At 53.0% G+C, this 18529-nt stretch carries 22 protein-coding genes; 10 read left to right on the top strand and 12 right to left on the bottom strand.

Features of this window, described 5'->3' with window-relative positions; all coding sequences use genetic code 11:
- Window positions 1–58 precede the first annotated feature (58 nt).
- Both htpX and DI14_RS09720 read right to left on the bottom strand, forming a co-directional pair.
- A complete protein-coding gene (gene htpX / locus DI14_RS09725; protein WP_034808019.1) occupies window positions 59–943 on the bottom strand; it encodes a zinc metalloprotease HtpX in 885 nt (294 codons plus the stop codon).
- Between the two features lie 15 nt (window positions 944–958).
- A complete protein-coding gene (locus tag DI14_RS09720; protein ID WP_034808016.1) occupies window positions 959–1504 on the bottom strand; it encodes a LemA family protein in 546 nt (181 codons plus the stop codon).
- 230 nt (window positions 1505–1734) lie between these two features.
- On the opposite strand from DI14_RS09720, the gene DI14_RS09715 reads away from it, so the two are divergent.
- Window positions 1735–2916, top strand: coding sequence for an amidohydrolase (locus DI14_RS09715; RefSeq protein WP_034808014.1), 1182 nt, complete (start codon window positions 1735–1737; stop codon window positions 2914–2916).
- 12 nt (window positions 2917–2928) lie between these two features.
- Here the strand turns inward: DI14_RS09715 and DI14_RS09710 are convergent, their stop codons facing one another.
- From DI14_RS09710 to DI14_RS09690, 5 genes are all read right to left on the bottom strand, one after another.
- Window positions 2929–4251 carry a hemolysin family protein gene (locus DI14_RS09710; RefSeq protein WP_034808012.1) on the bottom strand — a complete coding sequence of 441 codons (1323 nt, stop codon included), beginning with the start codon at window positions 4249–4251 and terminating at the stop codon, window positions 2929–2931.
- Between the two features lie 78 nt (window positions 4252–4329).
- Window positions 4330–4800 (bottom strand): DMT family transporter, encoded by a 471-nt coding sequence (locus tag DI14_RS09705; protein ID WP_034808010.1) that lies wholly within the window; start codon window positions 4798–4800, stop codon window positions 4330–4332.
- 11 nt (window positions 4801–4811) lie between these two features.
- Window positions 4812–5483 carry a Crp/Fnr family transcriptional regulator gene (locus DI14_RS09700; protein ID WP_081825876.1) on the bottom strand — a complete coding sequence of 224 codons (672 nt, stop codon included), beginning with the start codon at window positions 5481–5483 and terminating at the stop codon, window positions 4812–4814.
- A gap of 13 nt (window positions 5484–5496) precedes the next feature.
- On the bottom strand, window positions 5497–5922 hold the full coding sequence (locus tag DI14_RS09695) for a DMT family transporter (protein WP_034808008.1): 426 nt from the start codon (window positions 5920–5922) through the stop codon (window positions 5497–5499).
- A gap of 109 nt (window positions 5923–6031) precedes the next feature.
- Window positions 6032–6691, bottom strand: a complete 660-nt coding sequence (locus tag DI14_RS09690; RefSeq protein ID WP_034808006.1) for a type 1 glutamine amidotransferase domain-containing protein — start codon at window positions 6689–6691, stop codon at window positions 6032–6034.
- Between the two features lie 381 nt (window positions 6692–7072).
- Between DI14_RS09690 and DI14_RS09685 the strand changes: the two genes are divergently transcribed.
- Window positions 7073–8179, top strand: coding sequence for a glycerol dehydrogenase (locus tag DI14_RS09685; protein WP_034808004.1), 1107 nt, complete (start codon window positions 7073–7075; stop codon window positions 8177–8179).
- Between the two features lie 12 nt (window positions 8180–8191).
- Here the strand turns inward: DI14_RS09685 and DI14_RS09680 are convergent, their stop codons facing one another.
- Together DI14_RS09680 and DI14_RS09675 are read right to left on the bottom strand one after the other, a co-directional pair.
- A complete protein-coding gene (locus tag DI14_RS09680; RefSeq protein WP_034808003.1) occupies window positions 8192–8668 on the bottom strand; it encodes a hypothetical protein in 477 nt (158 codons plus the stop codon).
- A gap of 58 nt (window positions 8669–8726) precedes the next feature.
- The gene (locus DI14_RS09675) at window positions 8727–8945 is read right to left on the bottom strand and encodes a hypothetical protein (protein WP_034808001.1); all 219 of its coding nucleotides are present in this window, start codon (window positions 8943–8945) and stop codon (window positions 8727–8729) included.
- A 200-nt stretch (window positions 8946–9145) separates the two neighbouring features.
- On the opposite strand from DI14_RS09675, the gene DI14_RS09670 reads away from it, so the two are divergent.
- Complete coding sequence (locus tag DI14_RS09670; RefSeq protein ID WP_034807999.1) at window positions 9146–9982, top strand: M15 family metallopeptidase; 837 nt, start codon at window positions 9146–9148, stop codon at window positions 9980–9982.
- Window positions 9983–10063: 81 nt separating this feature from the next.
- Window positions 10064–10399 carry an antibiotic biosynthesis monooxygenase gene (locus DI14_RS09665; protein ID WP_034807998.1) on the top strand — a complete coding sequence of 112 codons (336 nt, stop codon included), beginning with the start codon at window positions 10064–10066 and terminating at the stop codon, window positions 10397–10399.
- Here the strand turns inward: DI14_RS09665 and DI14_RS09660 are convergent.
- Window positions 10382–11083 (bottom strand): CBS domain-containing protein, encoded by a 702-nt coding sequence (locus DI14_RS09660; protein ID WP_034807997.1) that lies wholly within the window; start codon window positions 11081–11083, stop codon window positions 10382–10384. The two genes, DI14_RS09665 and DI14_RS09660, sit on opposite strands and share 18 nt — an antisense overlap.
- A gap of 113 nt (window positions 11084–11196) precedes the next feature.
- Here DI14_RS09660 and DI14_RS09655 point away from each other — a divergent pair, with 113 nt between their 5' ends.
- Window positions 11197–11928 carry an AzlC family ABC transporter permease gene (locus DI14_RS09655; RefSeq protein WP_034807996.1) on the top strand — a complete coding sequence of 244 codons (732 nt, stop codon included), beginning with the start codon at window positions 11197–11199 and terminating at the stop codon, window positions 11926–11928.
- Window positions 11925–12224 (top strand): AzlD domain-containing protein, encoded by a 300-nt coding sequence (locus DI14_RS09650; protein WP_034807995.1) that lies wholly within the window; start codon window positions 11925–11927, stop codon window positions 12222–12224. Before DI14_RS09655 ends, DI14_RS09650 begins: the two co-directional genes overlap by 4 nt.
- A gap of 39 nt (window positions 12225–12263) precedes the next feature.
- On the opposite strand, the gene DI14_RS09645 is transcribed toward DI14_RS09650, so the two are convergent.
- Together DI14_RS09645 and DI14_RS09640 are read right to left on the bottom strand one after the other, a co-directional pair.
- Entirely contained in the window at window positions 12264–13742 is a 1479-nt protein-coding gene (locus tag DI14_RS09645) for an HD-GYP domain-containing protein (protein WP_034807994.1), read from the bottom strand.
- A 114-nt stretch (window positions 13743–13856) separates the two neighbouring features.
- On the bottom strand, window positions 13857–15638 hold the full coding sequence (locus DI14_RS09640; protein WP_034807993.1) for a mechanosensitive ion channel: 1782 nt from the start codon (window positions 15636–15638) through the stop codon (window positions 13857–13859).
- A 213-nt stretch (window positions 15639–15851) separates the two neighbouring features.
- Between DI14_RS09640 and DI14_RS09635 the strand changes: the two genes are divergently transcribed.
- From DI14_RS09635 to DI14_RS09620, 4 genes are all read left to right on the top strand, one after another.
- Window positions 15852–16265 carry a methylglyoxal synthase gene (locus tag DI14_RS09635; RefSeq protein ID WP_034807992.1) on the top strand — a complete coding sequence of 138 codons (414 nt, stop codon included), beginning with the start codon at window positions 15852–15854 and terminating at the stop codon, window positions 16263–16265.
- Window positions 16266–16360: 95 nt separating this feature from the next.
- A complete protein-coding gene (locus DI14_RS09630; RefSeq protein WP_235193439.1) occupies window positions 16361–17170 on the top strand; it encodes a hypothetical protein in 810 nt (269 codons plus the stop codon).
- A 119-nt stretch (window positions 17171–17289) separates the two neighbouring features.
- Complete coding sequence (locus tag DI14_RS09625; protein WP_034807990.1) at window positions 17290–17805, top strand: general stress protein; 516 nt, start codon at window positions 17290–17292, stop codon at window positions 17803–17805.
- An 18-nt stretch (window positions 17806–17823) separates the two neighbouring features.
- Entirely contained in the window at window positions 17824–18435 is a 612-nt protein-coding gene (locus DI14_RS09620; RefSeq protein ID WP_034807989.1) for a general stress protein, read from the top strand.
- Window positions 18436–18529: the final 94 nt, after the last annotated feature.

Below are 18529 nucleotides of genomic sequence, written 5' to 3'. Positions count from 1 at the left end.
GCCACCTCAAGCGAGGTGGCTTTTCCTATAGTCGACGCATCAAGCGTAACGCAAAACGTTACATTTGGCGCAACCGGTTGATCCGTTCGACCGGATTCGGGTGTGTCGACAACAGCCCGCTAATCTTTTTCTTCAACGGGTCGGAGAAATAAAGCGGGGCCGACGCACTCGACGCTTCTTTCACCGGTGTCTCGACGTTGGCAATCTTCTCGAGCGCCGAAGCGAGCGCTTCCGGGTTACGCGTCAGCTCCGCCCCGCTCGCGTCCGCTAAAAATTCACGATTTCTTGAAATCGCCAAGTTGATGAGCGTCGCGATAATCGGCGCAAGGACGAGCAGGACGAGTCCGACAATTAAGAAAATCGGGTTTTGATTGTTGTCACGCCGTCCGCCGACACTTCGAAAGAATAGCATCCGTGACCCGATATCACTCATAATGGCGATGACCGAGACGAGGGCGAGCGTGACCGTCGACAATCGGACGTCATAGTTTTTGATGTGCGCGACTTCGTGGGCGATGACCCCCTCGACTTCTTCACGTGTCAAGCGGTCCAATAGCCCGGTCGTGACCGCTACGGCCGCCTTCTCCGGATTGAGTCCGGTCGCGAACGCGTTCGGGGACGGGTCATTGATAATGAAGACGCGCGGCATCGGCACCCGGGCGACCATCGCCATGTTCTCGACCGTATGCCATAAGAAGCGATGCTGCTCGACCGAGGTGATTTCTTTCGCATGGTTCATCCGCATAACGATGCCCGTGCTCGACATGATGACGATACCGACATAAAACAACGAAAAGACCGGTGTGAAAATGAGACCTTGCAAGGCGTCCCCGTAATTGATATACGAAATCGCCGCCCCGACGAGCAAGACGAACAAGACGAAGCCGGCGACGATGAACACTGTCTTCACTTTGTTTTTACGAATCTGTTCATAAAGGAGCATCGCTGGCACCTCGCATTAGAACGAGACGCGAACGTTCTCGCGTTCTTCCTCTCGCGCCTCGAGCATGTCACGCTTCTCAAAATGATGGAGTGAGGCGATGACGTTCGTCGGCACCGATTCGATTTTTGTATTATATTTCATGACCGTATTGTTATAGAGTTGTCTTGAATACGCGACTTTGTTTTCCGTTTGCGTCAACTCTTCTTGGAGCATCTTGAAGTTCTCGTTCGCTTTCAAGTCAGGGTATGCCTCGCGAAGCGCGAATAGATTTTTCAGGGCGCCGCTCAACTGATCGTTTATTTCCATCTGTTCTTGCCGCGTTGACCTTGCTCCCATTTGATTACGGAGTTCGACGACTTTCGCGAGCGTCTCTTCTTCATGTTTGGCATATCCTTTTACCGTCTCGACCAAGTTCGGAATCAAGTCGTAGCGACGTCTCAGCTGTACGTCGATTTGGGCCCACGCCTCATCGACCCAATTTCGATACTTCACTAATCCGTTATAAGCCGAGAAATAAATGACGGCCAGCAAGATGATGACGCCTAATCCAATCCATAACATATTCCTGCACCTCGTTTCTTAAATTCACTGCTGTTCTAATTCCCTTTCATCGTATACGATAAGCTTATCTTTTACAAAAATAAGGAAAAGACACAGTCTAGGCTGAATCATGCCAACAAATCGTTATCAAAAAGGAAGAGTGGGACCGCCGTGCAACTGTGAAAGGCGACGCCCATGCCGTTTGGCAGCATATTTGACCGACCATTATATGTAGGATTGGAGTGTTCTCGATGTTTGTCACAACGCTTGATGCTAGACTGACCGATTTATATGAAGAGATGGTGACGCTACGCCGTCATTTCCATCAACATCCCGAACTCTCATTCGAGGAACAGGAGACGCCCCGTTTCATCGCGCGTTATTTACGCGACCTCGGCCTTGACGTCCGAGAAGGGGTCGGTGGCAATGGCGTCGTTGGGCGTATCAAAGGTGGGGACGGACCGACGATTGCGTTCCGGGCCGACTTTGACGCCTTGCCGATTCAAGACTTGAAAGACGTTCCGTATCGCTCCAAAGTGAACGGCGCGATGCACGCATGTGGTCATGACGCGCATACGGCGTCGCTCCTCGTGCTCGCCAAAGTGCTCGCCGAGGCCGAGTTGCCAGGCGATGTCGTCTTGATTCACCAGTTCGCCGAAGAACTCGCCCCAGGTGGCGCCAAACCGATGATTGAAGATCGTTGTCTCGACGGTGTCGACTATATATACGGCGTCCACATTTGGACGCCGCTTCCGTTCGGGACGATCGGCATCAAGACCGGCCCGATTATGGCGGCAGCCGACCGTTTCGAACTGACGATTAAAGGCAAAGGCGGTCATGGCGCCATCCCGCACCATACGATTGATTCGCTCATGGTCGGCGTCAACGTCGCGACCCAACTCCAACAAATCGTGAGTCGCCGCGTCGACCCGCTCGAACCGGCCGTCTTGACCATCGGGACGTTCGAATCGGGACAGGCGTTCAACGTCATCGCAGACGAAGCCCGCCTCTCTGGAACCGTCCGTACGTTTAATCCGGACACGCAAACCCGCATCATGGAAGACATGGAGCGCATCATCGCCACGACATGTGCCGGGGCAGGGGCCGATTACGAGTTGAACTATATTCAAGGCTACCCTGCCGTCATCAATCACCCGATGGAAACAACGCACGTGCGTCATTCGGCCGTGAACGTGGTCGGCAGTGCCGGCGTCATCGAGATGTCCCCGCTCATGGTCGGGGAAGATTTCGCCTATTACTTGCAACACGTCCCGGGCAGCTTCTTTTTCGCCGGCGCCGGTAACCCCGAGCGCGATGCGATTTTCCCGCACCACCACCCTCGCTTTGACATCGACGAACGGGCGATGCTCCTTATGGCCCGCATCTTGATGAACGCCGCGTTTGAGACGTGGGAAGAGACAAAAGAGGAATGACGCGACGTCGCGTCATTCCTCTTTTTCTTCTGGCAAGATTGAGATGAGGACTTGGTCGACCCGTTTCCCATCCATGTCGACGACTTCAAAACGTAGGCCATACGCCTCGACGATGTCTCCGCGTTTCGGAAAGTCACCGAGCGTGTAGATGACGAGTCCGGCGAGCGTATGATACGCGTTGCGTCCTTCGTCAAATCGCGCGTCACGGATGCCGAGCGTCCGCTTCAAGTCCTCGATGCTGAGGAGTCCATCGGCTAAATACGTGCCGTCTTCCCGACGAACGACGTCAGGCGCCTCTTCTTCAATCATCACTTCCCCGACAATCTCTTCAAGAATATCAAACAACGTGACCAGTCCGAGGAACCCGCCATACTCATCTAAGACGAAGGCGATGGGCGATCCGGTCTGTTGCATCATTTGAAGGACTTGGCTCGCTTCGCGTTGCTTCGGGACGATCAGTGGCTGTTTGGTTTGTTTTAAAATGTCCGACGGCGCCGCGAGTTCCGGCAACATCAACACGTCACGGACATCAACGTATCCGACAAACTCATCGAGCGTCCCGCGTCCGACGGGGAGTTTGTTATGTCTACTTTCATATACAGCGGCTTTGATGTCGGCCATCGAGTCTTCGATATCAATCCATTCAAGTGTCGTCCGCGGTTGCATCAGTTCATAAATCAATTGGTCATGAAACGCAAACACGCGCTCGACTTGCTGCACTTCTTCATGCGCAAACTGTCCTTGTTGCGCTCCTTCGAATAACAGTTGCTTGATTTCAAGTTCTGTCTCCCCATCTGTCCGTTCTGCCTTCAACCCGAGCAATTTGAACAAGAACAGCGTCGATTTCGATAGAATCCAAATGAATGGACGCATCACTTTACTGAACAAGTCGAGCGCCGGGATAATCGCCATCGTCACCCGTTCCGGTGCGACGAGCGCGATTCGTTTCGGGACGAGCTCCCCGATGATGAGGGAGAGGTACGTGATCACGGTGACGACGAGCACATATCCGACTGTCGACGCCGACTGTGCGCTCATGCCGAGCTGTTCAAACGCGTTCCCGACCGGAGTCGAAAACCTGGCACCCCCGTATGCCCCGTTGATGATCCCAATCAACGTGATTCCGACTTGGACGGTCGAGAGCAGGTCTGTCGGGTCTTTTGAATACTTCAATGCGATTTGCGCGCTCCGCTTCCCTCGATTCGCCTCGACTTCGAGCTTCGACGGCTTCGACGAGATGAGCGCGATTTCGGTCATTGCGAAAATCCCGTTCAACACAATCAAAAACAAGACGATCATTAAGTCAATCCATATGGAAGAGCCCACCGTATTCATCACCTCTATAGTTATTTCAGTTCACTTTATCCATCATACGTCTCTGTACCCGTTTTATGCACGAAAAAAGCCACTCCTTCAAGCGGCTTCCTTCATCGATTCACGCGCGAGCGCCGTCCCTTGTGACTGTTTGAAAATCACGACGCCGAGGAGCAAGATCATCAAGCCGATGACTTGTCCAGGTGCCAACGTAAGTTGCGGCATGCCGAACGCACCGAATAAGTCGACGCCGAGCGCCCAAACCAATTGCGACACGAGGATGACCGACACCGACAACGTCGGACCGAGCAGCTGGATGCTGCGCATGACACAAAAGACGACGCCCACCCCGAGCAGCCCGCCAAGTGCATAGATGGGTGAGACGTCCCGAATGCCCGCAAGGTCTCCACCGAACAGAAGGAGCGGTACGAGCGACCCAACGAGCCCGACGATAAAGACGAGCACCGTCGTCGCCCACGCCCCGAGATGGACGTTCATTTTCGCATTGACGGCCGCTTGTACACTGATGAACGCACCCGCGATGGCCGAACAGACGATTCCAAATACCATGAAGATTCTCCTTATTCATAGAGCATGCCATTGGCACGCTGCTTTAATCGTTCCATATCCAAAATCTTGACTTGCTTCCGTGTCCGTTCGACGAGTCCTTCGTCCGCGAATGCCTGGAGCGTCCGGTTCAGATGTCGATAGCTCGTCCCGAGCCATTCGGCCACTTCTTTTCGCTTCAATTGACTCATCTCGGATTGAAACAAGTCGTTCCCGGCCTCGCTGAGCGAGACGAGATAGCCGGCGAGTCGTTCCTCGAGCGTCGACATCAAATGGTTCGACGAGGCGTTCGCTTCGATAAATAGCTTCTCTGACACGCCACGAAGCAAATGTTCGGTAAATCCGATTGTCCGGTTGTATGTTTTCAATACCTCAAACGGGATGCGCAGACAGACGACCGTCCCGACCGCTTCGACGGTATGGAGCACGTGACGTCCGCTTGCGTATTCGATATCGCCAATCAACGTCGGTGCGGCTTTCAAGCGGAGGAGCCGCAACTTGCCTTCCTCACTGAGCGTATAGATTTTGACGCGTCCTTCTAAGACGACGAACAACGAATCGATCACGCCGTCGTTCGCGCAAAGCATCGCTCCCGAAGGAAACGTGACGATCGAGGAAGCAGCGAGTGTCTGTCCCGAGAACAAATGGTGCCAACCGAGCCGATTTAGCGCAGCCTCTACTTTCATCTCCATCTCCTCCTCATGTGAACGTGTAGACGCCAATCCCGATGACCATCAGGCCGAGCCCGATGACCTGCCCTCCGGTGACCGGTTTTTTCGCGACACCGAACCATCCGTTCGAATCAATGATAAACGCTCCCATCAACTGCGCGACGAGTAAGACACAAATCGCCCACGTCACCCCGAGTTGTTGAATCGCCGTCAATTCACCAAAGACGACAAAGACACCGAACAACCCGCCTAGACTGTAGTACCAAGGAACGCGACGAAACGCGGTCAAATCGCCATCACGCTTGAACGCGTAGATGAATAACGCCAGCACCAATCCGACGAGGTGGACGATGGTGACCGACAACCATGCCCCGACCGCATAGCCGAGTTTGGCGTTGAAGATGCCCTGCAACGCGATGAACGTGCCCGAGAGCAACGCAAAAATGATTCCCATCCCTATTCCCCCTGTCTCTTCGTCTGACTGTACGGGAGAATGAATCGTTTGAAAAGGACATATGTCCGAAAAAAGACAATCTAGGCGATTGCCCAGATCGTCCATGTCGTTAGTTGAGTAATTTGACGACTTCTTCTGCTACGCGTTCAGACGATTGTGGGTTTTGTCCCGTGACGAGACGTTCGTCGACCGCGACGTTGACCGCCCAGTTGTCGGCCCCATCGAACTTGCCGCCCTTTTCACGCAGTGCCGATTCAAGCAAGAACGGCACAGCGGATTCAAGTTGCATTTCCCGCTCTTCGGCGTCGGTGAAGCCGGTCACTTGTTTGTCTTTGACGAGCGGTTCCCCGTTGCTCAACGTGACGTTGACGAGGCCGATTGGTCCGTGGCAAACGGCGGCGACGACGTTCCCACTCTCATATACGTCACGGACGACACGTTGAAGCGTCTCACTGTCCGGGAAATCGACGACCGTTCCATGTCCACCAGGAAGGAACACGGCATCATACGAATCATCCGCGACTTGGTCAAGTCGGACCGTATTTTTCAACAAGGTTTGTGTATCTAAAATCTCTTGTGACAAGCCGTCCTCGAGACTGTTCGCATCGATTGGCACGTCTCCGCCCTCGATACTCGCGACTGTCACTTTGTATCCTTGTTTCTCAAATTGAAGATATGGTGCGGCGAACTCCTCGAGCCAAAGCCCGGTAGCATGACCGTTCTCTAGTTTATCGGCAGACGTCGCAATGATCAATACATGTTTAGCCATCGTTCATTCCTCCTTCAGAAAGTTACATACGACATAGTTGTTCCCCGTCTCCTCTCGTTCAAACCATCAAACGCGTTAAGAAATCGGGACGTGTCTCTTTTTTCGACCAGGTCATTTTTTACGGACGGGCCCTCCGTATCGGGCGGCTATACTGTACCCATCAGCTCATAGGAGGGGTCATCGTGACGAAATCGATACTCGAATGGGGATTTGTTGCCGTCGCCGCTTTGATTGTGCTACTCATCGTCCTCGGAAGTACACTATGCACGCTGTGACGCTCGTTCACGGAGCTGTCACGCGAATATCCGTTTACCGTACGCCTGAAATCGGGAACATCTTTACTGTTGTCCATCGCCATTTCACTTCGAAAGGATGTTGATTATGTCAGAACGCGTTTTCATCAGTCCAGCCAAGTATGTGCAAGGGAAGAACACGATTGACCAGCTCGGAAAGCATGTGGGCCATTTCGGCTCGAAAGCGCTGTTGATTGCCGACGATATCGTCTGGCGCATCATCGGGGACCGCGTGACGACCGCTCTTTCCGCAAGCGACGTCGAGACGGAGAAGGCCGACTTTGTCGGCGAGGCGTCTCGTCATGAAATCGAACGGATTGCCGCTTCCGCGAAAGAGAATCATGTGTCGTTCGTCATCGGCATGGGTGGCGGCAAGACGCTCGATACGGCAAAAGCGGTCGCCGATGAGCTTAACGCTCGCATCGTCATCGTTCCGACGATTGCCTCGACGGATGCACCGACGAGCGCCTTATCCGTCATCTATACGGATGAAGGGAATTTCGAGACGTATCGTTTTTATAAGAAGAATCCAGACCTCGTGCTCGTCGACACGAAGTTGATTGCCGAGGCACCGGCCCGCTTCCTCGCCTCAGGCATTGCGGACGCCCTCGCGACGTGGGTCGAAGTGCGGAGCGTCCTCGCATTTGGCGGGAAGACGATGGCCGGCGGTGTCCCGACCATCGCGGCCGAAGCGATTGCGAAACGCTGTGAAGAAGTGCTGTTCGACTATGGGATACCAGCGTACGAGTCGGTGCAGGCGAAAGTCGTCACGCCGGCGCTCGAAGCTGTCGTCGAGGCGAACACGTTACTCAGCGGCCTCGGCTTCGAAAGCGGCGGTCTGGCGGCGGCCCATGCCATCCATAACGGGTTCACGGCACTCGACGGGGACATCCACCATTTGACCCACGGCGAAAAAGTCGCGTTCGGCACACTCGTGCAGCTCGCGCTCGAAGGACGGACACAAGAAGAGTTTGAGCGGTACGTCGCCCTATACATGGCGCTTGATTTACCGGTCACGCTCGAGGACGTGAAATTGAAGGACGCCTCACGAGAAGATATCCTGAAAGTCGGACAAGCGGCCACCGCAGAAGGCGAGACGATTCATAGCGGCTTTGACGTCACACCAGAAGAAGTCGCGGACGCCATCATCGCGGCCGATCGGTACGCCCGTTTGTATCAAGCGAAACAGCGATAACAAAAACGAGGATCAGCGCACGGGCTGTTCCTCGTTCTTTTGTTTCGGGGAGGCGATGAACGTCAACAGGATGCCGACGACCATGCAACTGACGGTCAATATGAAAAACGTCAGTTGGTTCGCGTAAATGATGTTCGTGAACTGATTCCAACCTGTCGCATAGGCCGCATTCGTCGACTCCTGAATCCCATCACGGAGTGCGTTCGCCTGATCCATATTGACCGTCAGCGCGAACGCTGCCATGGCGATGCCGCCGATGATGAGCCCGATTCGCCCGAGCGGATGGACCGTTTGCACCGTTCGACGCGCGAGCCGAATCGTGATCCAAACGAACAATAGCGCGAACGGCCAGCCGATGAGGAGAACGAGCACGTACGGGTTCCCTTCCCCTGCCGGCTCCGTGTACGATGCCGTCATCGTTTCACCGAGCTTGAATAAAACGAACGTGATCAGCGTGATGATGAACCACGCCTTGATTAACTTTTCCATGACTTCACCTCGCCCTCAGTATAACAAAACACCGCATGCCTCGGCATACGGTGTTCGCTCATGACTTCGGACGAATCGCGTAATAAATCAGGATGACGAGCCACGTCCAAATCCCGGTGAAAATTCCGAGAATCCCGATGATGAAGAATCCAAGCGGAATCATCGACTTCGTACGATTGTAATCTTTCCACATGTCCGATAGCCCTTTGATGTTGAAATACAAAAAGGCAAAGAACAAAATGAGCAATAAAAGCGGTAAGCCGAAAATGAGTTCCATACGATCACTCCTTTCTTGTCCCGACCGTTCTCGTTAGTTCAAGTGTACCGCGCTCATGCGTACGGCGCATCGGGCTGCGGCCGTATGCATCCATGGTCATGAGGCGGATACGCTCGTACTCTATTCCCTAAAAGTTTCTCTTTTCAACATTTCTAAAAAAGGGAAAACAGAACTATCGATTGATAAGGAGGACGATCATCATGAAAGTCATCGCCGCGTTCCTCATCGTCTGTCTGTTTTTTAGCGTATATGTCACCGAAGCTGCAACGAACACAATCGCCGGCTATACGCTGCAATCGACGAAACTGTATGGACGTGCTATGCAGACGTCACCGGTCTTGAAAACCCTTCCGAAGAACACGCCGGTACAGTATTCCGTCTATAATCGAAGTTGGTCGAACGTCTACATCGGCAACACCCGCTACTTCACTCCGTCCACGAACCTCAAAGCCGGCATCCCGAAACTTTCCTCCACCGAACGGCTCCGCCTCGTCAACAAACAACATGGCCTGTCTAAAACGTATCGCTCGTCTCAACTCGTACCGCTCACAATCCCGACCGTCTATGCGAAAGGAAGCGAGCGGACACTTATGGCCGCCGAGGCCGCCCACGCACTCGCTCGTCTCTATTACGATGGTCGAAAACAAGGACACACACTCTACGCCTTGAGCGCCTATCGGTCGTATCGCACGCAACAGTCCCTCTACACCTATTGGGTCAACGCCCGCGGGACGGCCTACGCCTCGATGTATGTTGCCCGGGCAGGTCATAGCGAGCATCAAACAGGACTCGCGGTCGACATGACGAGTCAACGTATGCAGCTGGGGCTCGCTGCCTCGTTTGACCAGACCCCGGAAGGAAGATGGATGTTAGCGAACGCCCATCGCTACGGCTTCATCATTCGTTACCCGAAAGGGAAAGAAGCGGTCACCGGCTATAACTATGAGCCTTGGCACCTGCGCTACGTCGGCGTCAAAGAGGCGACGACGATGAAACAAAACAACTGGACGTTTGAAGAGTGGTGGGCGAAGCGTTGATGGCAAGCAGGAAGCAATAAACCGGAGCCGACTTCACGCTATACTAGAAGATGTACGATACTTGTGAAGGGGGAACCGAGGATGTGGATTGTGATGAACAAGTTGGACGTGGAAAAAGGGAAGGTCGAGGCGGTGAAAGCCCGGTTCGAGACGACAAAGGGAATCGAGTCGATGGATGGGTTCATCCGTATGCAAGTGTTGACCGACACATCGGACGAGACGAAAGACCAAGTCGTCATCATGACGACTTGGCGTGACGCGGCGAGTTTTGAGAACTGGCTCGAGAGCGGAGCTTATAAACATGCCCATAAAAAACGGGACGACGGCACGTCGGAAGTGAAGCCGGTCGTCCTCGGGAACACAGTCAGTCAATATGAGGTCGCCATCGAACACGGCGCCTCATCCGATCACGTATAAGATGTCTTGCGGACGAATGATGCCGAGGAGCGGCTCATCCGTTTCGCCGGTCGCTGTGACGAGGAGCGCGTCGAGACGTGCTCCTTCTTTCATGTTCACGAAATGATGATGGGCTTCGATGACGGACGTGTTCGCGGCGATGAAGCGATACCGATGGATGTGCGGATCATGATGGAGCACGTGGCTCACGAGCACCCCTTCGAGCGAGACGTGTGACGCGTACGCCGCTTCGGCGAGCCAACTCGTCACGCCTTTTTTCGTCAATAAGCCGAGCCACGATCCGTCGATGCTATAAATCGGGAACTGGGAGTAATTCTCGTTTCGAATCGCCCGCAGCACGTCTTGTAGAGGATCGTCTGCCCGAAATGTTGTCACCTGTTTTTGAAACAGCGGGATGACCAACTTCGGATGCAACAGTTCCCGCTCCACTTCAAGAATCAAGTCGACAATCGAATCGTGCGGCTCTGCGATGATGAAGTCAGGTTCCCGTCGCTCATGCACGATGGCGTTGCGCAACTGGCTCATCTGGTGTAAGTCTTCTTTATACCGTTCAATGATTGGATTCTGTTTGGCGAGTCGGTTGACCATGTTGCTGAAACTAAAATGTTTCCCATCGCCCATCTCGCGACTCAAATAATCTTCAATCCGATGATACGACGCGATGAACTCTTCGGCTCTACTCATGTTTCCACTCTCCTTATCGCCTATCTATACCCGATTTTTTCTTCGTTCGAGCAGGATAAGCGCGCCTTATCACGAATGAGAACACATCCTACTAACCGAAAGGAGGAGCGTCGATGGCGACTCCGCTCCAAAACACGGCGCGCCTCTCGAACAAAGACGCGTTTCGTTCCGGCATGCGTGCCGGCATCCCCGTCGCGGTCGGCTACATTCCGATCGCCATCGCGTTCGGTCTGCTCGCGAAATCGTTCGACATGCCGAACGTGATCACACTGGCGATGTCCTTATTCATCTTTGCCGGGGCCAGCCAATTCATCGGGATCCAATTGATCATGGCCGGGGCGATGTATTGGGAGATTGTGCTGACGACGTTCATCTTGAACTTGCGTCACTTCCTCATGTCGGCCTCCTTGTCGCAACGACTCGAGACGACCTCGAACCGCTTCCTCGCGGCCGTCGCGTTCGGGGTGACCGATGAGACGTTCAGCGTCGCCTCGATTCGCAATGAGGCGACGCGGGGCCATTTCGTCCTCGGATTGAACAGTATCGCTTTTTTGGCCTGGAACGTCGGTACGTGGATTGGCGTGTTTCTCGCGTTCGGCTTACCTATGGAGCTCCAGGCGAGTATGGGCATCGCCTTATACGCCATGTTCATCGGATTGCTCGTCCCGAGCTTGACGCGTAAGCCGGTCCTCGTCGTGGTCGCCGTGGCGGCAGTCGCACAGAGCGTGCTCCATTGGGGCGTGTCCCCGTTCTTCCCGCTCTCGTCCGGCCTCCGTATCATTCTTGCGACGTTCATCGCGGCTGGAGCTGGTGCCATGCTTTACCGAGAGGAGGAGTCACCATGATCAGTCTATTTCTTCTCGTTTTGGCGATGGCGGTTGTGACGTATGTTCCGCGGCTCGTTCCGCTACTTTGGTTAAAAGACGTAGCGTTACCCCCGCTGTTGAAACGATTTCTCCTGTTCACGCCATACGCGGTGCTTGCGAGCCTCATTTTTCCTGGCATCTTGACGGCGACGCACACTGTCTCATCAGCCTTGATTGGTGGGGCTGTGGCCGTGCTCTTGGCAATGCTCCGTGTGAACCTCGTCTTCGTCGTGCTCGGAGGTATCGCTGGTGTGTATGTGCTCGAGGTGTTATGAGAAACGAAAGGACTGTCCCGCAAACCTGGGACAGTCCTTTTATGCAGATATCGTCTGGCGCCGCAATTCGATGAAGACGTCAACAAAGTTGGCGTCCCATTGCGTACCACGACCGCTCTCTAAAATCGCGAGCGCCTTCTCCGTCGGCATCCCTTGTCGATATGGGCGGTCCGACGTCATCGCGTCATATGCATCGGCAATCGCCATGATGCGACCGAACAGCGGGATCGCGTCCCCCGCCAACCGGTCCGGATAGCCATTGCCATCGATTCGTTCATGGTGGGAACGCACCCCGGCCAAAATCGGCTGCAGTGAATCCGGCAACGTGATTTGATTCAAAATATGGATGCCGATGGTCGGGTGCTCTTGAATCTGGGCGAACTCGTCGTCCGTCAATCGCCCTTCTTTCAACAAGACGTCATCTCGGACCCCGATCTTTCCGATGTCATGAAGGAGCGCCGACTTGCGAAGCAGTTCGACCTCGTGGATAGGCATCTGGAGCGCCTCGGCCAGTTCGACCGAATAAGCGGCGACCCGTTCCGAGTGACCGGCCGTGTAGGAATCACGAGCGTCGAGGGTAGCGGCGAAGAGGACGAATAGACTATTCAACAACTGTTCGTTCTCCGTCTCTCGACGCGTCACGTTCTCGACCATATGGTTGAAACCGGTCACGAGCTGACCGAACTCGTCCGCATACGGGTTCGCAATCGGGCGAAGTTGCCCGGCATCTAACGAGGCGACCCCTTCGGTCAAGGCGCCGAGCGGACGCTTGATGCTGTCATAGAGCAAGATGCTACTGAACGTGGCCACGCCGATGATGACGACCAAGATGAGAGCGGCCCATCCCCAATACGCGTCGACTTGTTCGACAGTCGACAATTGGACGCCCGAAGCGAGCATGAACAGCATGACCGGGAACATCCCGATGATGAGCATGCTGACCAATAGCTTCGTCCGGACACTGAGCAAACGTTGTGTCGTCTGAAGCGGTTGTTGATGCAACAATCCGTTCTTTCCTTGGAAATGAAGGAGCATCGGTTCGACCGAGCGGTACGTCAGAAAGAATTCAATTAATGCATGCAAAAGTGCGATCAACACCGCTCCAAGTGCAGCAAGTCCAATCATCCGGTACGGCAAATCGATCCAACCTAGGTGAATCGCGGTGGCGGATAAAAGCATCGCTGGAAGCGACAGTCCGAACAAATGCGGTCCCATGATCCGCTTGATAGTGAGCACAGGAAAGCGGCTCGTCTGATCAAACGCCTGCTGAAGCACGGCCTGACTCGGGAACTCGACCACACAAGCCGTACGAATCGGTGCCACATGTCTGCGGTACATGAGTAACTCCAGTCCGGCCATCATGGTCCCCGAGATGACCATGATGGAAAATAGAATCGTCACTTCAACCGATGACAACTCGAGCGTCTGGAAGATGAATAAACCGCCAACCCCAAAGACGGCGATGCCAGACCCCAATATGTAATTCACTAACAATGTCCGTTGGAACGTTTTGAACATGAAACCCACTCCCGCCTCTGTCGACTGATTACTTACTATATCGACCAATTGCCTTTCACTATTGAGACCAACAAAAAACAGGCCTCTCAAACGAGAGACCTGTTCAACGATTGATTACGGACGGAGCGGTCCTTCATTATCGTCTAACGACCGGTTGTTTTCATCCGGCGTGATATTGTCATGGAACGGGTTCGGTTCTGGACCGTCTACGTTCGTTTGGTTCGGCATATTCGTCCGATCCGCTTCGCGTTTCAATTCTTGTTTCGTTTGATTCGCTTCACGTTTCGATTGATCCAAACCTTGTTTCGCCTCACGCTTCACAGCTTCGGCTTCTTGGCTCATTTGTGCTTTTTCTTGCTCGAGCCCTTCTTTCGAGACTTCTGTCTCATCGATGTTCTTCTCTGCTTTCTTCAGGTAACGGGCCGCTGTTTCACGTCCGCCGAGACCAAAGGCAAGGCCGAACGCGAGGGCGACTGCTCCGAGGATGAGCAAGAACGCCGTGTTGACGATCATCGGTGCGATCCCGAGTTGGCTGATTGCCATGAAGAAGGCGAGTCCGAGAATCGCGTACTTCGCAATGTGACGGAGAGCGCTCGGTTGACCGGCTCCATCGACGAGCACACTGCCGACGAGACGTTCTGCCATGTTCGCGAGCCAGAAACCGACTGCCAAGATGATGATGGCCGCGATGACCATTGGCAAGTAGGCGAAGATGGCTGTCGCGAGCGATGCCATGAATTCAAGGTTCGCTACTTGAAGTGCTTCTGAGACGAACAACAAGATGACGATGATTTGCACGATTGTTCCGATGACTTGTGCGACAGACGTCGATGATGTCGAGCGTCCACCGAAGCCCATCTTCTCAGCGAGTGAGTTCACACCTAAATTCTCAAGGAGTGATACGACGACACCTTTGAGCCATTTGGCAACGAACACACCGACGAGAATCAAGACGATAGCGACGATGATGTTCGGAATCATCGCTAGGATGTTATTAAGCATCGAGATGGCTGGTTCCGAGATTCCACGGATGTTCAACGCTTCAAGCGCCGAAATCGTGACCGGAATCATGATCAAGATGAAAACGATTGTTCCGACAGCCTTCGCAAGGCTTGACCCTTTGACGTAATCCGCCAAATGTAACTTCTCAGCGAATCGGTTTAACCCGGCTGCTTCCAAGAATTTCGTCAAAATGTCGCGGACGATTTTCGCCACGACGTAACCGATGGCGAAGATGAGTGCCGCAGCGACAAGTCTTGGGATGAAGGCAAGGAAACTGTTGAGCAAGTCTTCGAACGGTCCGCTAATTCCTTGGAGACCGAGCGCATCAAGTACGGCCGGAAGAGCCAACAAGAGGACAAGGTAGAAGACGATGTTTGCTACCGTATCCACCCATTGCGTCTGGTTCACACTAGACGAATCTTGACCAGTCTTCTCCATCAACTTGTTCAAGTTGAGGCGATGACCCGCCATTTGAATCGCTTTTTTCAAGAGTGTTGCGATAATCCAAGCGACGAGTAAGATGAGACCGGCTTTAATGACCCCGGTAATCAATCCTGAGAAGCTTGCATAGATTTGGTTGAACGGCTGCGCAACGCCCGGCACGTTCATGTATTCAAACACAATCAAGAATGCGAGGAGCAAGACCCCAAAGAAGACGACCTTCGCAATAATGCGCTCTGGCGTCCACTTTCTTTCGTCACGGCCCGGCTTAGCCGGATCCCCTTCTTTTGTTAACCCGACACGTTCGTCAAGTCGTGCTTTGCGAAGCGCTTTACGCGTCACACCTTCCAACACTTTTGCCAAGATAAAACCGATGACAAGAACTAATAGGACTAGCAAAAGGTCCGGTAGCCACGACATGACGGAGTTAAAATTGTACGTCGTATTGTTCATTCAACATCTTCCTCCTATCTCTTTTTGAATTTTTGGTTAAGATTGACTCTCTGTATTAATACCAACATTTTCATACCGGTAAACCTTGCCCGTTTCATATCGCACTAAAAAAGTTGTTCGCTTATGATTTTTATATCTATAGAAAGAAGAGGTGTCTTTCTTAACCAAGTATGGTACGAATGAGTTAGAAATCTTTTTTTAGGAGGAGTCTCGATGAACATCGCGTTGATTGCCCACGATAAAAAGAAAGATGATTTGATTCGCTTAGTCCGCGCTTATGCGCACATTTTAAAGCACCATCAACTATTCGCCACCGGTACGACCGGCAAGCGTGTAGCCGAAGCGACCGGGCTACCGGTTCACTGTTACAAGTCTGGCCCGCTCGGTGGAGACCAAGAAATCGGTGCTGCTGTCGCACGTGGGGAAATGGATATGATTCTTTTCTTCCGTGATCCGTTGACGGCCCAGCCACATGAGCCTGATGTCAGTGCGTTGATGCGCTTATGTGACGTGTACTCCATTCCACTTGCGACAAACATGGGCGGCAGTGAGATCTTGGTGCGTAGCATCGCGCAAGGCGATTTTGAAGCCCGAACGCTCGACCATAACGACGAGCCCCCCGCTTGAATCGAAATAAACTATAGAAGAGAGGAATTCATCTGAAACAGCCTACCTTTAACGACCCCGCCCTCCAAGCGTTTTATGACCAAGTCCGCATCCACTTGCTGGACTTAGTTGACGATGAAGCGGAAGCGGAACGGCTACTCGACAGTCTCGCCGGCTATATGAATCAGGCCGAGAAGAACGGGCAATCACTCGACGGCCTGCTCAGTCAGTCACCGGAAGAATATGCCACGTTCTTAATTGAAAAGCCCGTGACGAATGAAGAGTTCCGCCGACGCTACCACACGCTCATCGACCAATCGGAGGAATTGAAACCTCACGAAAAGACGCAAGTCAATCGCGAGTTCGATTGGGCCGTCGATCGATTGAATGACATGAAATTGAAGCTTCAAGACATCGAGATGCGCGACGTCTCGTTTCTCGCCTATACGAAAATCGAGGCGATGAAATCGTCACGTCGAGCTTGGAATCAGTTCGGCTGGCTACTCGGCATGATTCTCGCCTTCGCCTACGCCAATCTGCTCCTCGTCATGGACGATGTGTTCAGCTTACGCCTCTTTACGGCCCCAACCGGGATGTACGCCATCGACTATTTCGGGTTCATCTTACCGGTCCTCTTGACTGGCGCCGTCTTCGGCTTGTTGACGCGCTTCCGTCATCATTTCCAGACGCTCGGTCGACGCGTCCTGTTCGCCATCTTCATCGTGCTCGTCTACGTCGGGTTTGTCATTTTGACCCAACCCGTCCTCATGGCACTCGAATGGTCATTTTTAATCCAATTGACCCCGCTTTACGCGCTCGTCCTACTTGGCCTCAGCGGTTTCATGGCACTTTGGACACTGATTGAGTTCGTCTGGCGGAACACGCGATGCCGACTCGGCAACGATGACGTCATCCTCTACTATTGATTAACGGACGCCTCTTCTACTGGAAAAGGCGTTTTTTGTTTGAAGTTTGGCCAGAACGGAAATTATTAATAGCGTGACGCCAATTTATAAAGCAAATCATAGATTGAAGGAGGCACACTATGTCGGACCGTAAAATTATTGGGCTCTTTTCGAGTGAACAAGAAGTGATGGATAAGGTGGATGAGCTTCGGACAGCCGGGGAAGCTGAGAAGAACATGCACGTCGTTGCCAAACGAGATGGGGAAATCTCTGCCCTGCGCTATCACACCGATGTGAATGCAGAAGCGGGCATTCGAGACGTCAACTGGCTCGACCGCGTCAAATCGTTCTTACACGGAAGTGACCGGATTCGTGACGAGTTGCGTAATATGGGCTTGAGCGATGCAGAAGCAGAAGAGTATTACACGGCAATCGACAATGGCAAACTATTACTTTATGTCGACAAGCATTCCTATGAGCGCTATCCAAACATGTATAAAAAAGACAGCGAACTCGATCATGAAAAAGGGGAAGAGGCGGACGGCATCGCCTTTGATGCCAAACCGTTCAATGACCACGATGAAGAACCACGTGGCACGAAAGACGACCCGATCGTTCGCGGACACTCCGGTTTAGAAGACCATCGTCGATTATAAAATAAGGAGGAAACAGACATGAGTGAGAAACAATTCGTCAGCATGTATGACACACAACAATCAGCACTTGGTAAAATCGAAGAGTTGCGCGCAAAGGGTTACAAAGACTCGGACATTTATGTCGTCGCGAAACATGAAGACAACGTCTCGATTTTACGTCGTCAAACGGACGTCCATACTGAGGCGTCTCATGAGACCGGCTGGTTCGACAAAGTCCGTGCGTTCTTAAGTGGAAAAGAAGATGTGCATAGCGGGCTTCGCAACATGGGACTAAGCGAAGAAGAAGTAAATCGCCACTACCGTGACGTCGAAGACGGGAAAATTCTCATCTATGTCGACGAAGACTTCGAACGTCGCCACAACGATGGGTTAACAATCGACTCCACACGTTTCAACGAATCGACGCATGGGACAAGCCATCAAGGCCACCATACGGCCGACGGACTTGAAATCGACTCGACCCGATTTAATGAAACGACCGGTGACAATCCAAATCGAGCTGTCGACCCAGAGCAAGACAGACTGGATGAGAAAGATAAATTGAATGACAAAGAGGCAAAACTGCGCGGTCTCGATGATCGGGCGCTTCGTAACGATTTCGAAGACCCTGACAACGTCCGCCGCTTCTAAACCAAAAGGAGTCTGACCTACGCGTCAGACTCCTTAGGCTGTTGACGAACCAAATCACCCGTCACGATGTGGTTCGTCTTCTTTTCGATTCAAT

Source organism: Exiguobacterium sp. AB2, from assembly GCF_000696055.1.
GTDB lineage: Bacteria > Bacillota > Bacilli > Exiguobacteriales > Exiguobacteriaceae > Exiguobacterium > Exiguobacterium alkaliphilum.
Note: the sequence above shows the minus strand (reverse complement) of the source record. Positions and strands in the feature narration are given on the sequence as shown.

Excerpts from the sequence above, each read along its gene's own strand:
- htpX (WP_034808019.1), bottom strand. The coding sequence starts at position 943 with ATGCTCCTTTATGAACAGATTCGTAAAAACAAAGTGAAGACAGTGTTC.
- DI14_RS09720 (WP_034808016.1), bottom strand. The coding sequence starts at position 1,504 with ATGTTATGGATTGGATTAGGCGTCATCATCTTGCTGGCCGTCATTTAT.
- DI14_RS09715 (WP_034808014.1), top strand. The coding sequence starts at position 1,735 with ATGTTTGTCACAACGCTTGATGCTAGACTGACCGATTTATATGAAGAG.
- DI14_RS09710 (WP_034808012.1), bottom strand. The coding sequence starts at position 4,251 with ATGAATACGGTGGGCTCTTCCATATGGATTGACTTAATGATCGTCTTG.
- DI14_RS09705 (WP_034808010.1), bottom strand. The coding sequence starts at position 4,800 with ATGGTATTTGGAATCGTCTGTTCGGCCATCGCGGGTGCGTTCATCAGT.
- DI14_RS09700 (WP_081825876.1), bottom strand. The coding sequence starts at position 5,483 with ATGAAAGTAGAGGCTGCGCTAAATCGGCTCGGTTGGCACCATTTGTTC.
- DI14_RS09695 (WP_034808008.1), bottom strand. The coding sequence starts at position 5,922 with ATGGGAATCATTTTTGCGTTGCTCTCGGGCACGTTCATCGCGTTGCAG.
- DI14_RS09690 (WP_034808006.1), bottom strand. The coding sequence starts at position 6,691 with ATGGCTAAACATGTATTGATCATTGCGACGTCTGCCGATAAACTAGAG.
- DI14_RS09685 (WP_034808004.1), top strand. The coding sequence starts at position 7,073 with ATGTCAGAACGCGTTTTCATCAGTCCAGCCAAGTATGTGCAAGGGAAG.
- DI14_RS09680 (WP_034808003.1), bottom strand. The coding sequence starts at position 8,668 with ATGGAAAAGTTAATCAAGGCGTGGTTCATCATCACGCTGATCACGTTC.
- DI14_RS09675 (WP_034808001.1), bottom strand. The coding sequence starts at position 8,945 with ATGGAACTCATTTTCGGCTTACCGCTTTTATTGCTCATTTTGTTCTTT.
- DI14_RS09670 (WP_034807999.1), top strand. The coding sequence starts at position 9,146 with ATGAAAGTCATCGCCGCGTTCCTCATCGTCTGTCTGTTTTTTAGCGTA.
- DI14_RS09665 (WP_034807998.1), top strand. The coding sequence starts at position 10,064 with ATGTGGATTGTGATGAACAAGTTGGACGTGGAAAAAGGGAAGGTCGAG.
- DI14_RS09660 (WP_034807997.1), bottom strand. The coding sequence starts at position 11,083 with ATGAGTAGAGCCGAAGAGTTCATCGCGTCGTATCATCGGATTGAAGAT.
- DI14_RS09655 (WP_034807996.1), top strand. The coding sequence starts at position 11,197 with ATGGCGACTCCGCTCCAAAACACGGCGCGCCTCTCGAACAAAGACGCG.
- DI14_RS09650 (WP_034807995.1), top strand. The coding sequence starts at position 11,925 with ATGATCAGTCTATTTCTTCTCGTTTTGGCGATGGCGGTTGTGACGTAT.
- DI14_RS09645 (WP_034807994.1), bottom strand. The coding sequence starts at position 13,742 with ATGTTCAAAACGTTCCAACGGACATTGTTAGTGAATTACATATTGGGG.
- DI14_RS09640 (WP_034807993.1), bottom strand. The coding sequence starts at position 15,638 with ATGAACAATACGACGTACAATTTTAACTCCGTCATGTCGTGGCTACCG.
- DI14_RS09635 (WP_034807992.1), top strand. The coding sequence starts at position 15,852 with ATGAACATCGCGTTGATTGCCCACGATAAAAAGAAAGATGATTTGATT.
- DI14_RS09625 (WP_034807990.1), top strand. The coding sequence starts at position 17,290 with ATGTCGGACCGTAAAATTATTGGGCTCTTTTCGAGTGAACAAGAAGTG.
- DI14_RS09620 (WP_034807989.1), top strand. The coding sequence starts at position 17,824 with ATGAGTGAGAAACAATTCGTCAGCATGTATGACACACAACAATCAGCA.